The organism is Peribacillus frigoritolerans, from assembly GCF_001636405.1.
Lineage (GTDB): Bacteria > Bacillota > Bacilli > Bacillales > DSM-1321 > Peribacillus > Peribacillus frigoritolerans.
In genome coordinates, this window is sequence record NZ_KV440950.1 from 1,765,105 (window position 1) to 1,781,473 (window position 16,369).

The 16,369-nt window shown below is 43.3% G+C and carries 15 protein-coding genes; 10 read left to right on the forward strand and 5 right to left on the reverse strand.

Annotated elements, in window-relative coordinates:
* The first annotated feature begins 123 nt into the window (after window positions 1-123).
* Complete coding sequence (locus tag A6755_RS08690) at window positions 124-1,329, forward strand: argininosuccinate synthase (protein WP_034309158.1); 1,206 nt, start codon at window positions 124-126, stop codon at window positions 1,327-1,329.
* A complete protein-coding gene (gene argH / locus A6755_RS08695; protein ID WP_063590453.1) occupies window positions 1,326-2,705 on the forward strand; it encodes an argininosuccinate lyase in 1,380 nt (459 codons plus the stop codon). The genes A6755_RS08690 and argH overlap by 4 nt, the downstream gene beginning before the upstream one ends.
* Before the next feature lie 52 nt (window positions 2,706-2,757).
* On the opposite strand, the gene A6755_RS08700 is transcribed toward argH, so the two are convergent.
* Entirely contained in the window at window positions 2,758-3,195 is a 438-nt protein-coding gene (locus A6755_RS08700; protein ID WP_034311454.1) for a universal stress protein, read from the reverse strand.
* 230 nt (window positions 3,196-3,425) lie between these two features.
* On the opposite strand from A6755_RS08700, the gene A6755_RS08705 reads away from it, so the two are divergent.
* Window positions 3,426-3,995: an outer membrane protein assembly factor BamE gene (locus tag A6755_RS08705; RefSeq protein ID WP_084737558.1), complete on the forward strand. Its 570-nt coding sequence runs from the start codon at window positions 3,426-3,428 to the stop codon at window positions 3,993-3,995.
* Between the two features lie 82 nt (window positions 3,996-4,077).
* Here the strand turns inward: A6755_RS08705 and A6755_RS08710 are convergent, their stop codons facing one another.
* The gene (locus tag A6755_RS08710) at window positions 4,078-5,175 is read right to left on the reverse strand and encodes a M24 family metallopeptidase (RefSeq protein ID WP_063590454.1); all 1,098 of its coding nucleotides are present in this window, start codon (window positions 5,173-5,175) and stop codon (window positions 4,078-4,080) included.
* Between the two features lie 118 nt (window positions 5,176-5,293).
* Here A6755_RS08710 and A6755_RS08715 point away from each other — a divergent pair, with 118 nt between their 5' ends.
* The 3 genes from A6755_RS08715 (at window position 5,294) to A6755_RS08725 (ending at window position 8,470) form a co-directional block, all read left to right on the forward strand.
* Window positions 5,294-5,974, forward strand: a complete 681-nt coding sequence (locus tag A6755_RS08715; protein ID WP_048681095.1) for a metal-dependent hydrolase — start codon at window positions 5,294-5,296, stop codon at window positions 5,972-5,974.
* An 880-nt stretch (window positions 5,975-6,854) separates the two neighbouring features.
* Window positions 6,855-7,079: a hypothetical protein gene (locus A6755_RS08720; RefSeq protein WP_034309145.1), complete on the forward strand. Its 225-nt coding sequence runs from the start codon at window positions 6,855-6,857 to the stop codon at window positions 7,077-7,079.
* Between the two features lie 71 nt (window positions 7,080-7,150).
* Complete coding sequence (locus A6755_RS08725; RefSeq protein ID WP_034311452.1) at window positions 7,151-8,470, forward strand: DRTGG domain-containing protein; 1,320 nt, start codon at window positions 7,151-7,153, stop codon at window positions 8,468-8,470.
* Window positions 8,471-8,497: 27 nt separating this feature from the next.
* Here A6755_RS08725 and A6755_RS08730 read toward each other — a convergent pair whose 3' ends face one another.
* Window positions 8,498-8,800, reverse strand: coding sequence for a YtpI family protein (locus A6755_RS08730; protein ID WP_034309143.1), 303 nt, complete (start codon window positions 8,798-8,800; stop codon window positions 8,498-8,500).
* A gap of 168 nt (window positions 8,801-8,968) precedes the next feature.
* Here A6755_RS08730 and A6755_RS08735 point away from each other — a divergent pair, with 168 nt between their 5' ends.
* Complete coding sequence (locus tag A6755_RS08735; protein WP_034309141.1) at window positions 8,969-9,907, forward strand: DHH family phosphoesterase; 939 nt, start codon at window positions 8,969-8,971, stop codon at window positions 9,905-9,907.
* Between the two features lie 64 nt (window positions 9,908-9,971).
* On the opposite strand, the gene ytrI is transcribed toward A6755_RS08735, so the two are convergent.
* Window positions 9,972-10,475, reverse strand: coding sequence for a sporulation membrane protein YtrI (gene ytrI, locus A6755_RS08740; RefSeq protein WP_034309138.1), 504 nt, complete (start codon window positions 10,473-10,475; stop codon window positions 9,972-9,974).
* On the reverse strand, window positions 10,472-10,807 hold the full coding sequence (gene ytrH, locus A6755_RS08745; RefSeq protein WP_034309135.1) for a sporulation membrane protein YtrH: 336 nt from the start codon (window positions 10,805-10,807) through the stop codon (window positions 10,472-10,474). Before ytrH ends, ytrI begins: the two co-directional genes overlap by 4 nt.
* A gap of 183 nt (window positions 10,808-10,990) precedes the next feature.
* Here ytrH and dnaE point away from each other — a divergent pair, with 183 nt between their 5' ends.
* From dnaE to A6755_RS08760, 3 genes are all read left to right on the forward strand, one after another.
* Complete coding sequence (dnaE, locus tag A6755_RS08750; protein ID WP_063590455.1) at window positions 10,991-14,350, forward strand: DNA polymerase III subunit alpha; 3,360 nt, start codon at window positions 10,991-10,993, stop codon at window positions 14,348-14,350.
* A gap of 124 nt (window positions 14,351-14,474) precedes the next feature.
* A complete protein-coding gene (ystJ, locus tag A6755_RS08755) occupies window positions 14,475-15,716 on the forward strand; it encodes an NADP-dependent malic enzyme (RefSeq protein ID WP_034309132.1) in 1,242 nt (413 codons plus the stop codon).
* A gap of 5 nt (window positions 15,717-15,721) precedes the next feature.
* A complete protein-coding gene (locus A6755_RS08760) occupies window positions 15,722-16,351 on the forward strand; it encodes a FadR/GntR family transcriptional regulator (protein ID WP_096337904.1) in 630 nt (209 codons plus the stop codon).
* The last annotated feature ends 18 nt before the right edge of the window (window positions 16,352-16,369 follow it).

The following is a 16,369-nucleotide window of genomic DNA, read 5'->3' on the forward strand; positions in this document are numbered from 1 at the left end:
ATTATTTAGCGAAATCTTTAAAATACCCCTTGTATTTCATTAATAAAGATGATAAAGTACTAATCATAGAATGAATAAAAATAACAAACGATGAATTTTTATTCACACGAAAGGACGATGGAAATGGAAAATCAAAAAGTTGTTTTAGCATATTCCGGAGGTTTGGATACTTCCGTTGCAATTAAATGGTTACAAGATCAAGGGTACGAAGTTGTGGCATGCTGCTTGGATGTCGGAGAAGGAAAAGATTTGGATTTCATTAAGGAAAAAGCGATCACTGTTGGTGCGGTAAGTTCCTATGTCATTGATGCGAAGGACGAATTCGCTGATGAATTCGCATTGACGGCTCTTCAGGCACATACTTTGTATGAAGGGAAATATCCATTGGTATCAGCTTTATCACGTCCGCTGATCGCGAAGAAATTAGTGGAAGTGGCTGAAGCGGAAAACGCGGTTGCCGTTGCGCACGGTTGTACGGGAAAAGGAAATGACCAAGTGCGTTTCGAAGTATCAATCTCCGCATTGAACCCTAATTTGCAAGTTCTTGCACCTGTTCGTGACTGGAAATGGTCTCGTGAAGAGGAGATTGAATATGCAGCGAAAAATGGCATTCCCGTTCCGATTGGTATGGCGAGCCCGTTCTCGATTGACCAAAACCTTTGGGGAAGAAGTAACGAATGCGGAATCCTGGAAGATCCTTGGGCAGCTCCGCCGGAAGAGGCCTATGATTTGACTACAAGCCTTGAATGTACGCCAGATACTGCAGATATCATTGAAATTGGTTTTGAACAAGGTGTGCCGGTTACATTGAATGATAAAAACTATAAATTGGCTGACCTGATCGTCGAGTTGAATCAAATTGCCGGCAAACACGGAGTTGGACGTATCGATCACGTTGAAAATAGATTAGTAGGGATCAAATCACGTGAAGTCTATGAAGCTCCTGGTGCGATGACATTGATAGCTGCACACAAAGAACTTGAAGATATCACGCTTGTTAAAGAATTGGCTCACTTCAAACCGGTGATCGAGAAGAAAATGACTGAATTGATTTATGAGGGACTTTGGTTCTCTCCGCTTCAAAAAGCTTTGGCTGCATTCCTGAAAGAAACACAAGTGAATGTAACGGGTACGGTACGTGTGAAACTATTCAAAGGTCATGCGATTGTTGAAGGAAGAAAATCCGAGTACTCCCTATATGACGAAAAATTGGCTACCTATACAAAAGCGGACGAATTCGATCATGATGCAGCAGTTGGATTCATTAAGCTATGGGGACTTCCAACGAAAGTGAACAGCATGGTCAATAGCAAGAAGGTGACAGTGTGAGCAGCAAGCTTTGGGGAGGAAGATTTACGAAATCTGCCGAAGAATGGGTAGATGAGTTCGGAGCTTCCATTTCCTTTGACCAGGAACTTGTCCTTGAAGATATTCAAGGCAGTTTAGCTCATGTAACCATGTTAAAGCAATGCAGCATTTTACCTGAAGAAGATGCGGATCAGATCATTGCGGGTCTGAATAGTTTACAGGAAAAAGCTGAGAAGGGTGAATTGACTTTTAAGGTTGAGATGGAAGATATCCACCTCAACCTGGAAAGTATGCTAATAAGCGAAATCGGTCCAGTTGGCGGAAAGCTTCATACAGGAAGAAGCCGTAATGACCAAGTTGCAACCGACCTTCATCTGTATATGCGGAACCAAACGAAAGTGATTCTGGAACTCATCAATGATTTGCAAATAGCGATTTTGGGACAATCCAAGAAAAATGTGGAAACACTAATTCCAGGTTATACACATTTGCAGCGTGCACAGCCCATTTCGTTTGCCCACCATTTAATGGCTTATTTTTGGATGCTTGAGCGTGACAAGCAGCGCTTCACCGAGAGTTTCAAAAGAATCAACATTTCTCCATTGGGTGCTGGGGCATTAGCTGGGACGACTTTCCCGATTGACCGTGCCCTCAGTGCGGAGCTATTGGGGTTTGAGGGAATTTACGAAAACAGCCTTGATGCGGTAAGTGATCGTGATTTTGCCATTGAATTCATGAGCAACAGCGCGACAATGATGATGCATTTATCCCGTTTCAGCGAAGAAATCATTCTCTGGTCAAGCCAGGAATTCCAATTCATTGAATTGGATGATGCGTTTTCCACTGGAAGCAGCATCATGCCGCAAAAGAAAAACCCTGATATGGCGGAATTGATCCGTGGTAAAACAGGACGGGTTTATGGGAACCTAACGGGGTTATTGACTGTTTTGAAAGGACTGCCGCTTGCTTATAACAAAGATATGCAAGAAGATAAAGAAGGCGTTTTTGATACGGTTAAGACCATTGTTGGTTCACTTAAAATATTTGCCGGCATGATTTCAACGATGAAAGTGAAAACGGACGTAATGGAAAAAGCAACAAAAAATGACTTCTCGAATGCGACGGAATTAGCTGATTACCTGGCTTCAAAGGGAATGCCTTTCCGTGAGGCGCACGAAGTGGTCGGGAAGCTTGTATTGTTCTGTGTCCAAAATGGCTGCTATTTAGTCGACCTGAGCATTGAACAATTCCAGGAAGCTTCCGAGTTGTTTGATCAGGATATTTATGATGCATTAAATCCTTATGAGGCAGTTAAACGCCGTAACAGTGCGGGCGGTACAGGTTTTGCCCAAGTCCTGCTGGCGATTGAAAAAGCGGAAAAACTGGTAAGTGAATAACAGGAAAAAGCTCGTTCACCAATTTGGCGAACGAGCTTTTTATCATTTTCTCTTATTGATTCGTACGTACGACCATTACATCACAGTTTGAATGGCGAACGATGCCTTCCGACACGCTGCCGATAAGGAAACGTTCGACTGCATTAAGGCCTGTTGCACCGCAGACAATTAAATCGATCGAATGCTTTTTCGCTAAATCCCTTGGAATTTGAACTTTAGGAGAACCATAGGCAACTTCTGTTTGGACCTTTGTAATCCCGGAGGCAATGGCTTCCGTTTTATACTTGTCCAATAGCTCATTGGCAAAGGTTTCAGAGTGATCACGGATAGTCATATCATAAGCTTCGACAGTAGGGAAATTCCTTGTATCCACGATGTGTGTGAGCACAAGGGTAGCGTCACTGAGTTTTGCTAAGTAGATGGCCTTTTTTAAGGCCCACTCTGCTTCTTCCGAGCCGTCCACTGCTACAAGAATATTTTTATAATCTATACTATTCAAGTGAATCTCCTCCTTCTATTTCATTCCTATTATACAATGATTTACCTTATGGGTCTGATTTCAATTGTAACAAATTAGCGAATGTTTATGCCAATAATCTGGAAATTATATGATTCCAACCTTATTATGATGTGATGAATCATTGCATGACGAATATCTATTCTTTTTACCTTATTTGTTTATTTATGGTAACCGCTAATGTGAGAGGGGAGTTTTTTTCTTTGAGTGTTTCAAAAATAGTAAACTATGCATTATATTTATACGTGCTTTTGTATGCTTTGATCTATTTCATTTTTATTTCTTACATCAATTTTGTACATGCTACGATCAGTTTAATGAGTATATCAGCACTGCTGCTTCCATTTATACTATTACTATTTTTTCAAAGGATTTCATGGAAATATACCAATAAGCATAATAAAAGGAAAATCAAAATTAGATTTATAGTCATATCAAGCCTTGGCTTTGCCCTTCTGGTTCTTTGTGTGGTTATGTTAGGGGTAAATGATTCTGAATCAAGGTTCACCACTGAAAGATGGTTAAATGATGTTGAAGGAAGAGTCTACCTGGTAGATGACTTAATCAATGAACATGAATTGATAGGCATGACAAAAGATGAAGTGTTCACCCTTTTAGGGTCTCCAACAGAAACGGAATATTTTAAAGAGGAAGATAATGTTGTTTATTATCTCGGTGCCGAGAGGGGAATAATAAGAATAGATAGTGAATGGCTGGTCATTTGGTTTGACGGCAGTGATAAAGCAATGAAGTATGAACTGCGGACCGATTAGTTGATATGTTGGATAAATACCCCCGTCTTAAATGAAAGGCGGGGGTATTCGGATTTCGTTATATTAAATGGTTCATGCATTATCACTTTATGATTTGCAGGCTCTTCGGGAATTTGGTCAAAACCTCACAGCCGGCATCGGTGATCAATAGATCATCTTCAATCCTGACACCTGCAACATTTGGAACATATATGCCAGGTTCGATGGTATAAACCATTCCGGATTGAAGTTCGAGTGAATTCGTTTCAGTCAAGGATGGATACTCATGGACACTGATCCCAAGTCCGTGGCCGAGCCTGTGCGGGAAGAATTCACCGTATCCTTTATCCCTGATGATGTTTCTGGCCGTCAAGTCTATCTCGGAACAGGATACACCAGGTTTACTGGCTGCAACGGCAGCTTCTTGTGCTCTACGTACAGTTTCATATATTTCTGCCTGTTTATCATTGATATCTCCGTAAGCAACCGTTCTAGTAATGTCAGAGCAGTACCCTTCATGAACGACGCCAAGGTCAAAGAGGACAAGGTCGCCGCGCTGAACTTTCGTATTCCCAGGTGTGCCATGCGGGGAAGCGCCATTTTTACCAGTCAGGACCATGGTGGAGAAAGACATTTGGCTCACTCCGGCCTTTTTCAATTCGTATTCAACCGCTGCAAGGATTTCCATTTCCGTTTTACCTTCGTGAATTTCGCTGACACCCACTTCTATCGCAAAGTCGGCAAGGCGGCATGCTTCACGGATTTTGACCATTTCATCTTCCGATTTGATCATTCGCATCTTTTGAAGTTTTTCTTCTGCGGAAACAAGCTTCGGTGCTCCGAAGTGTTGTTGGACCTTTTCATAACGCTCCACATTCATATGCTCTTTTTCAATGGCCATTGTATGAATGGTTAAACCGCGATCCTTGACTGCCTGCTCAACTTTTTCCCAAGGGTTTTCAATGTCGGTGTAACCGATGATATCTCCATCCCATCCAGCTTGTTTAGCATCCGGAACTTCCATCTGCGGGCAGACAAGGAAAGGTTCGGCATTTGCAAAAATGGCAAGTGCCAGCAGTCTTTCATGAGGATCACTAAAAAACCCGCTCAAATAGAAGATGCTCTCTGTAGATGTAAGTAAAGCGGCTTCAGCCTCATTCGCCTGTAGCCAAGTTTGTAGTTCTTTCAAACGTTCATTCATGACGGTACCTCCATTAATAAGATATAATTACCTTAGCAATATTTAAAAGTATAGTAAATGGGAAAGGCCTAAGAAAGCTACATAAAAAAATTGTTGGTATGGGAAGGGAGCATCAAAAATGAAAGTATCTTTTCATGGACATGCAGTTGTAAAAGTCGAAACGAATGGTAAAACAATTTTAATCGATCCATTCATTACTGGAAACGAATTGACCGATTTGAAGGTGGAAGATGTGAAACCGGATGTGATCATCTTAACACATGGCCATAATGACCACGTCGGTGATACGGTTGAATTGGCCAAAAGGCATGATGCGCTTGTCATCGGCATTGCAGAGATTGCCGATTACCTGGGTGATCAAGGGGTCAGGACCCACGGGATGAGCATCGGCGGAGCTTTCGAGTTCGACTTTGGAAAAGTGAAACTGACGCCAGCTTTCCATGGAACGGGATTCAATAATGGAGAGGGGCAAATCATTTATTTAGGAATGCCTGCTGGAATATTGCTTACGATAGAAGGGAAAACGATCTATCATGCAGGGGATACAGCGGTATTTTCCGATATGAAACTGATCGGGGAACGACATCCGATTGACTTGGCATTCTTGCCTATCGGCGACAATTACACCATGGGCCCGGAAGATGCAGCACTTGCAGCGAAATTCCTTCAAGCCAAACAAGTCGTGCCGATTCATTACAATACTTTCCCTGTCATCAAACAGGATCCTGAAAAATTCCTCGACCTGCTTGAAGAGGAAAATGGACTGATCATGGAAGCCGGGGATGAAATAGACTTTTAAAAGGAGCGGGAGCCTGCAGGGGCTTCCGTCAGACTATAGATAAGCTCGATGATAATGGAGTGTGTCGACAGTTTTTTTAGGGTTGTAAAATTTGACCGTTTCTTTCCATTGCAGGCACTCGCTTTCCGCGGGCGGTCCGGGAGACTCCTGCGGGGTCTCCCTTGGACTCGCATTCCCGCAGGAGTCTCGCACACCCGCTCCAATCAACTCTGCATTAAATCTAAGAGAGAAACCCAATTGCCCTCAGTTTTGGAAGGTTTGTAAGTTGACTGTTTCTTTCTCGATTAAGACTTAACAATTTATATCCGCCTTTACTAAAGACTTTTTGTTTTTTATTAGAAAAGGAGAACTTTAGGAAAATAAGTCAAATTCATTATTTTACATATACACTTCCGTACATCTCAATCGAGATGGCGTCCAGTTTCCAAAATCTAATGCATGGGAAAGTCATGGTTGTTGGTGCGTTTGTCTGCACCGCTGTGGACCAAGTGATGATTGGTGATTTACCAATACTACTGCTTCCTGTTTTCCTTGCAAACTACCTCGTACAGTGAGTTTCTTTTCTAAACTTCATTTTTATTTCTGACACTTCTTTATTATCTGTCTGTTTAGAATCATTTTCCTCTCCATTGACTGCCGCTTTAGTACCAGCTTCGGAACATCCATCTATAGTTAGGTCGCTCAAAGCAACTATTATTGAATGGATATGTTTAACAAAACTAATCCCTCCTTATGTATATCGAGTAAATGAACCCCTCTTTTATGAAAAAAAGAATCCATTCAAAGTGAATCTATCTGAAAGTAAACTCTCGCTCAGCAGCCAAGTCTTTTTTCCTTTCACAGGCATAAAATGAATAGATGAAAAAAAAGGGGGGATTGGATGAAACAGAGGTTATTACTATGTTTGCTTTTATGCGGTGTGATGCTGTATTATGCCGTGCCGCGCTTGTCGTTGGAAAGTGGCGGTCTGGAGGGTCTGTTTGCTGGATCCTGGCTGTTGTTTGCATTGTTGGCGGTAGCTGGAAACTTGACGGGCATACTATATTCTCCTAAGAAACAAAAGGTAAAACGACAGCCGGAATACAAAAGGTTGCGCCAATACTAGTAGTTGTTTGATAAACTAGGCTCTTTGACCTTATAATGGAGAATAGGAATACCGTGAAAAGGGTGAAGCGCTTGGCTACAAAGCATGAACAAATATTGAAACATATCGATGGGCTCCCTGTCGGCGAAAAGATTTCCGTCCGTCAAATAGCGAAAGCATTGAATGTTAGTGAAGGTACGGCATACCGGGCAATTAAAGAGGCGGAGAACCAGGGCTACGTGAGCTCGATTGAGCGGGTAGGCACGATCCGCATTGAGAAAAAGAAAAAAGAGAATATTGAAAAGCTCACTTTTGCAGAGGTAGTCAATATTGTTGACGGACAAGTTCTTGGAGGGAAAACGGGACTTCATAAGACATTAAATAAATTCGTCATCGGGGCGATGAAGCTGGATGCCATGATGAGATATACGGGGGCAGGAAACCTGCTGATCGTCGGGAACCGTACACAGGCCCATGAGCACGCGTTAAAAGCGGGTGCAGCGGTGCTGATCACTGGGGGATTCGATACTGAAGAGCCCGTTAAAAGGTTAGCCGATGAATTGGAGATGCCTGTCATCTCAACGAGTTACGATACGTTTACCGTCGCAACGATGATCAATCGGGCGATTTATGACCAATTGATCAAAAAGGAAATCTTGCTGGTGGAGGATATTTTGACACCCGTACAGGAAACGACCTTTTTGACAGTGGGTGACCGGGTTCAGACCTGGCATGAACTGAATCAGGAATCGGGGCATAGCCGTTTCCCTGTTGTCGATGACAATATGAAGGTTCAAGGAATGGTCACATCAAAAGATATCATCGGACAGGAAGAGATGACGCTCATCGATAAGGTGATGACGAAAAACCCGATGACCGTAGGCGATAAAATGAGTGTGGCATCTTCTGCACATATGATGGTTTGGGAAGGGATCGAGTTAATCCCGGTCGTGAATGACAGTCATATCCTAAAGGGTATCGTGAGCAGGCAGGATGTGCTGAAGGCATTGCAAATGAGTCAAAGGCAGCCTCAGGTCGGCGAAACGATCGACGATACGATCACCAGCCAGCTTGTGATGACTTCGAATCGCGGCAAGGGCGAGGAAGTGTATAACTATGGCGTCACCCCGCAGATGACCAATTACCTTGGTACCATTTCAAGCGGTGTGTTCACGACATTGGTCACCGACTCGGCAAATCGAGCACTTAGAAGCTATAAGCGCGGTGACTTGGTCGTGGAAAACATGACGATCTACTTCATCAAGCCAGTCCAGATCGACAGTACGCTTGAAATCCATCCCCGTGTCCTTGATGTAGGACGTAAATTCGGAAAAGTCGATGTCGAGGTGTTTAACCAAGGCAAACTTGTCGGCAAGGCGATGTTGACTTGTCAATTGCTGGACCGATCATGAAAAATAAAAAGGATAATCGAAATTCGATTATCCTTTTTGATTTGCAGCTTCTTCGATTGCATGCGGCAAATAAAATTTATACATTTTATAGCCTCCCCAAATACTGAATAAGCCAACGAAGATGAAAACGGCGGCAATGATATAAGTGATAGTCGTGTGGAATAGAAAAAGCTGATTGATTCCGAATAGTGCGACAAACGCACCGAGGGCAATGGAAGACTTCCCTGAAATCCACTTTTTCTCCATCGGCATTCTGGTTCGGACCGATTTGATTTTATAAAACAGATAGACCCCTAGTGAAAGAACGATCAAGGTGACAAGAATAGGCATCGTTTGAAATTCCCCCAATTTAACATATGTACCTTTTTATTGTAGCGGGAAATGAAAGAGAATGCCACAGTAAACAAGATGAGTCTTCCTATTTCCGCAATTTTTTGATTAAATGAAATATATCATCTTTATAAGGCTCGATAATACATATGTTAAGGGGAGATCAATATGAAAGCTGAAATATTAGCAGATATAAAGCGTTATGATACTATCATTCTCCATCGTCATGTCCGTCCAGATCCGGACGCTTATGGTTCACAGGGGGGATTGGCGGAAATCCTGAAAGCATCTTTCCCCGAAAAGCGAATTTATACGGTCGGGAAAGAAGAACCGTCATTGAATTATTTAAGGAGGCTCGATGTGATTTCGGATGAAACATATCAAGGTGCCTTGGTCATCGTTTGTGATACCGCAAATACGGACCGGATTTGTGATGCACGTTACACTACGGGGGATAAACTGATTAAGATCGATCATCATCCTAATGAAGATCCATATGGGGATATGCGTTGGGTCGACACATCGGCAAGTTCCACAAGTGAAATGATTTACGAGTTTTACCAGTTCGGTAAAGAGCAAGGCTTGAAGATGAGTGATGAAGCGGCACGCCTTCTATATGCAGGCATTGTTGGCGATACAGGTCGTTTCCTATTCCAAAGCACGACTGAAAAGACATTTGCCTATGCCAGTGAATTGATTCACTATTCGTTCTCCCGCCCGCAGTTATATCAGGAGATGTATGACGTCGAAGAAAGCATAGTCCGGTTGAATGGATATGTGCTGCAGCATTTTGAAATCCTTCCATATGGAACGGGGAAAATGATCATCACGAAAGATATACTTGAAAAATTCAATGCTTCCACATCTGAGGCATCGCAGCTCGTTTCCTCGCTAGGTTCGATTAAAAATGTTAAGTCATGGGTCTTTTTCATTGAAGAGGATCAAGAAATCAGGGTTCGTTTCCGTTCTAAAGGACCGGTCATCAATACGATTGCCCGTAAATATAACGGCGGAGGCCACCCGTTTGCAGCAGGGGCTTCGATCTATTCTTGGGATGAAGTGGATAATATCCTTGCCGACATGGAAGAGTTGAATAAAGCGGAATGATAAAACTTAAAGACCAAATCAAAAATGATTTGGTCTTTTAAATTCGGTGGATATTCACCCATCCTTAAGAAGTAGTCCTTTTTAGTTTGATTTCTATATTCATTTTCGTATAAAACATGATTTCAACGACTTCAAGTCGATAGCGCTTTTTATTGATGGTCATGATCTTATTTTCAATCGATTTTTTCAACAGCACCTTACCGTCATAGACACTGGCGACATCTTTGGCGAGAAGAGAGGATAGGTCGTCCTCAATCACATCCTCCGCTTCTGCAATACTCAACTGATCCAGACTGTATTTTTCATTCGTGATCGTTACTTCCACTTCCTGAATCGTCAGGATTTCCTCGTTTTTCTCGTTCAATTTTTTATAATCCTGCTCCCAAATTGCGATTTTCCCGTTTAAATCCTTGATTTCTTCTCTTTGTTCGTGAAGGGTCCGGATCTGCTTCTCTTGCTGGACGCCATGCATATAAAAGAAAATCACCCAGCTGATCAATCCGCCAAGTGCGGCCCCGGCAAAAAACCGCTGCCAGGTGGGAGTCCGGTGATAGGGAGGAATCCTCATGGTGAAATATGCTCCTGCGTGAACCAGTTGATGATCAGTGCTCCTGTCTGTGCCCCTCCAAGTGCAGATAGTATCAAAAGGACCTGCTTGACTATATCCTTCGTTTCCCCGTGGAAAATACCGCGTTCGAAATTATAGACCATATCAAAAGTTCCCCCGATCGCAGCGACAATCGCCCAAATACGAAGGCTGTCCGACAGCCGGAATACAGTCGTCATCGGGGCTTGTCCAGTAAAAAACGCGGCGAGGCCCCCGATTATCGAGCCGCCAAGCAATACGCCAAGCGATATGAAAAAGCTGTTGAGGAAGGCTGGAACAAAGGCTTCATTCATATATCATCATCCTTTTTTGCTTGATATTCTTCTATTTCATTTATATGGGATGTTCAGAGGTATTATGATAGTCGCGGGAAATCAGGAGGTTAAATTGCATTGGTAATGAGAACATATTTTCTTTTTTTGAAATAAACACTATAATGAAAAGAAACATGCCTTACAAAGGTGGGAGAAAAAAACGTGTATACTCATCTCCATATTCAGAGCGGATACAGCCTGCTGACAAGTACGGTGAAGATCACTGAACTTGTGGCCAAAGCGAAAGCGGATGGCTGTACAAGTCTTGCCTTAACCGATCGAAATGTTATGTACGGTTCGGTCTATTTTTATAAAGAATGCAAGAAGCAGGGCATAAAGCCGATCATCGGCATACTTGCGGATGTCCTTGATGAACGGGAATCGCCACATGGACTTCTTTTATTGGCAAAGAATCTGCAAGGATATCAAAACCTGCTTAAAATAAGCAGTGCCATAAAAACGAAATCCCCGTCAGGCATTCCAATGAATTGGCTTAAAGCCTATTCCGGGGGCTTGATTGCAATCACACCAGGTGCAGAGGGGCAAATAGAAACGCTATTGAGAGAAGAAAACCCTGAAGAAGCCAAACAGGCAGCAGGGCGATTTCTGCAAATTTTTGGTCAGGATAACTTTTATGTATCCATACAGAGACTGTCGATTGCGGATGAGGAAAAAGGTAACGAAGCCATAAGTCAGTTGGCGAGAGATTTAGAGATAAAGATTGTCGCGACGAATCCAGTTTATTATTTGAACGAAAGCGATGCACTCGCTCATGAAGTCTTATTGGCAATCGGAAATGGCGACAAGCTGGCGGATGAGACGCATACGGTTCTTGAATCCGATCAATTTTATTTGAAAAGCCGGTCTCAGATGGCAGAACTATTCCATGACAGACCGGATGCACTCGAAAATACCCTGCATATTGCCGCGCAATGCAATCTGGACATTCCATTTCATCGTTCACTTCTGCCTAAGTACCCTACTGAGGATGGAGCCACAGCCGAGGAAATGCTCGAAGCCATCTGCTTCCAAGGGCTGAAGAAAAGAGTGCCGGAGCCATCCATTCAATATGAAGAGCGCCTGCGATATGAATTGGATATCATCACCAAGATGAAATTCAGCGATTACTTTTTAATCGTTTGGGACTTCATGAAATTCGCTAAGGACCATCAAATCCTGACTGGTCCAGGAAGGGGGTCGGCCGCAGGGTCGATGGTCGCTTATGTGCTGTCGATCACGGATGTCGATCCAATCGAACATTCCTTGCTGTTCGAGCGTTTCCTGAATCCGGAACGTGTCTCGATGCCGGATATCGACATTGACTTTCCGGATAACCGCCGTGAAGAAGTGATTGCCTATGTCGCGAAGAAGTACGGGGAACTTCATGTAGCACAGATCATTACATTCGGAACATTGGCTGCCAAGGCTGCGTTAAGGGACACAGGACGTGTTTTCGGCCTGAATTCAAAGGAACAGGAAGCGGTATCGAAAATGATTCCAGGCCGTCTGGGCATCACGCTTCCCGAGGCTTTCAAGGAATCGAAAAGGCTTAGGGAATTCGTTAATGAGAGTGACCTGAATCAAAAACTATTTCAAACCGCGTTATTGCTTGAAGGGCTGCCTCGCCATGCTTCGACACATGCCGCCGGCGTCGTCATCAGTGACCAGGCACTGACCGGGCATATCCCGATTCAGGGAGGGCATGACGGCATCCACCTGACTCAATATCCAATGGACCTTCTCGAAGAACTGGGACTTCTTAAAATGGATTTTCTTGGACTCCGCAATTTAACGCTCATCGATAATATTTTAAATAACATTAAAAAAGGAACGGGGAAAAAGCTCGACTTGTCCCTTATTCCGATGGATGATCCCGAGACGCTGGCCACTTTAGGCAGAGGCGAAACAACCGGGGTGTTCCAATTTGAATCGGATGGCATCCGTAAGGTTTTGATCAAGCTGAAACCGAACCGATTCGAGGATATCGTTGCGGTCAATGCCCTATATCGTCCAGGTCCGATGGAAAATATACCGCTGTTCATCGAGCGGAAACATGGACTTGCTTCGATTGATTACCTTCACGAGGATTTGAAGGATATCCTCGAGCCTACATATGGGGTCATCGTTTATCAAGAACAAATCATGCAAATCGCCTCCCGCCTAGCCGGGTTTTCATTAGGGGAGGCTGACCTGCTCCGACGTGCCGTTTCGAAGAAGAAGAAGGATGTTCTGGATCAAGAGCGGCAGCATTTCGTGAGCGGCGCATTGAAACAAGGATACTCCGAAAAAACGGCAGATGAGATTTATTCCTTGATTGTCCGCTTCGCTAACTATGGATTCAACCGAAGTCATGCGGTGGCGTATAGCTTCATCGCTTATCAGCTGGGTTACTTGAAAACCCACCATCCGGAATATTTCATGGCAGCACTTTTGACATCGGTTGTCGGGAATGATGAAAAGATTTCGCAATATATCCGAGAAGCAAAAAAGAAAGGGATAGCGGTTCTGCCTCCCTCGATTAACCGGAGCGGTTACCCGTTTTTACCGGAAAAGGAAGGGATCCGTTATAGCCTTGGAGCCATAAAAGGGATAGGCGGGACGGTCCTAAAAGATATCTTCGCTGCAAGGCGTCAGAAGAAGTTCGCTGATTTATTCGATTTCTGTTTGCGCGTTTCGGGGAAAATCGTAAATAGAAAAGTGTTGGAGGCGCTTGTCCATTCAGGTGCATTTGATGAATTCGGTGAAGACCGGGCAACATTGTTGGCGAGCCTGGACGTAGCGATCAATCATACGGAATTGGTTAATCCGGATGATGACCTATTCGATATGTTTTCGGATGGCGAGTTTTCACTCAAACCGAAATACCACCGGGTCGATCCTATCCCAATCGAGGACAAACTCTCGTTGGAAAAAAGCGCATTGGGGCTTTATCTATCGAATCATCCTGTGACAAGCTACAGAGAACTTTTTCAGCACTTCGGCTGTTTGACTATAGATGAAGCTATTAATAAAAAGGAATCGAAAGTCTTACTTGGCGCTTACATTACGTCGGTTAAAACCATAAGGACAAAAAAGGGCGATGTGATGGCTTTCTTGAGCGTCAGTGATGAAGAGGGGGATATTGAAGCGGTCGTTTTTCCAAATGTTTATAAAAACCACTCTGCCGACTTGAATCATGGACAACTCGTTATGCTGCAAGGGACATTGGAAGAGCGGGATGGAAAAACACAGCTGCTGATCCGGAATGTATACCCGCTTGAAAAAGTGAAGCAGATGAAAGAGGAAAAAAACGGAACGATATTCCTGAAAATTGAGGCTGGCAAGCAAACGAAGGATACACTGCAAAAAATAAAAAAAATTTTAATGCAGCATAGCGGTGAAACCAAGGTCATGCTTTTTTACGAGAGGGAAAACCGCTATGTACAGCTATCTTATTGGGATTGGGTCAATCCTACAGATAGACTGATGCAGGCATTATTTGACTTGGTGGGAAAAGGGAATGTGGTTTACAAGAAAGAATAACTGTTTTACAACTTTAATAGTTATGTTATATTGAAAACAGGCCGCTGTGGTCTGACCACTAGATTTCAGCATAATTTCAGCATATAAGATAATGGGTTACCCAATTTGTTTTAGGAGTGAAACTATGACATTAAGAGAAGAAGCATTACATATGCACCGCTTGAATCAAGGAAAATTAGAAACAGTTTCGAAAGTGCCGGTTAGGAACGCAGTAGATTTAAGCCTGGCTTATTCTCCTGGTGTCGCAGAACCGTGTAAAGATATTTACGATAAGCCGGAAACCGTTTATGACTATACAATGAAGGGGAATACGGTTGCCGTCATTTCTGATGGAACGGCTGTTTTGGGACTTGGAAACATCGGTCCGGAAGCTGCTATGCCGGTCATGGAAGGAAAAGCCGTTTTATTTAAAAGTTTCGCGGGAGTGGACGCTTTCCCGATTTGTTTAAAAACGACGGATGTGGACAAAATTGTAGAGACCGTTAAATTACTCGAACCGACTTTCGGTGGAGTGAACTTAGAAGACATAGCCGCACCAAATTGTTTTGAAATTGAAGAACGACTCAAAAAAGAAATGAATATTCCTGTTTTCCATGATGATCAGCACGGTACAGCCATTGTTACTGTTGCCGGTCTTGTGAACGCGTTACGACTGGTGAATAAATCAATGTCAGAAATTAAAGTGGTAGCGAATGGCGCAGGCGCTGCGGGCATTGCCATCATTAAATTGCTTTATAGCTATGGAGTTCGCGACATCATCATGTGTGATACGAAGGGTGCCATTTATGAGGGCCGTTCGACAGGTATGAATGATACAAAAGAACAAGTGGCGAAAGTGACCAATCGAAATAAGGTTTCAGGGCCTTTGGAGTCTGTCATTGAAAACGCTGATGTATTTATAGGAGTGTCTGCCGCAGGTGCATTGACAAAAGAAATGGTTTCTTCGATGAATCGGGATGCGATCATTTTCGCTATGGCTAATCCAGATCCGGAAATCATGCCGGAAGATGCAAAAGCAGCAGGTGCCAAGGTTGTTGGAACTGGCCGTTCGGATTTCCCGAATCAGGTCAATAACGTCCTTGCTTTCCCAGGGATTTTCCGTGGGGCTTTGGATGTACGTGCGACTCATATCAATGAAAAAATGAAGGTTGCTGCAGTAAAAGCCATTGCTGGATTAATACAGGAGCATGAGTTGAACGAAGACTACGTGATCCCTGCTCCATTTGATGAGAGGGTGGCACCTGCCGTTGCGGCTGCTGTTGCCAAGGCAGCGATGGAAACCGGAGTAGCTAGAATCAATGTAGATCCAGAGGAAATTAAAGAAAAAACAAAGAAATTAGCGATCATTGGAAAAAGTGAGGAATAATTAATTTGGCAGGTCGTACTTCTTCATCCAAAATTTATCTCGATGTCGTTGAGAGCCTACGTAGCATGATTGAAGCGGACAGCCTCCTGCCGGGAGATAAAATCCCATCAGAACGGGAGTTATCGGATCGTTTTAATGTTGGGCGTTCCTCTGTCCGTGAAGCATTGCGTGCCTTAGAGCTATTAGGTTTAATAGAAACAAGGCGTGGTGAAGGGACGTTTATCAGGGATTTCCAGGAGCATAAGCTAGTCGAGCTTCTGGGAACCTTTTTTTTGCAAGATAAAAAAGTACAAGAAGATTTGGCTGAGACGAAAAGGCTGATTGAAATTGACTGTTTGCGGATCGTCGCCTTTTTCGCTACGGCTGAGGACATCAAAAGATTAATGGCCTGGGTCAAAGCGGATATGTTTCATGATGATGATTTCTTTTTAAGAATTGCCATTTTGAATCGCAATCGATTGCTGGAAAGAATTTGGCGCATTGTCAACAGCTATGCTAGAACATCAGAGATGGTACAGGGTAATGTGAAAAAAGAAGACTATCTGGCACTTCTTACATATTTGCTCGAACGTGATGAAGAAAAAGCCATCGAAACGTATCTTATTAGAATTAGAAATATGTCGAAGGGCGAATGACACCTTTTTACACGATAC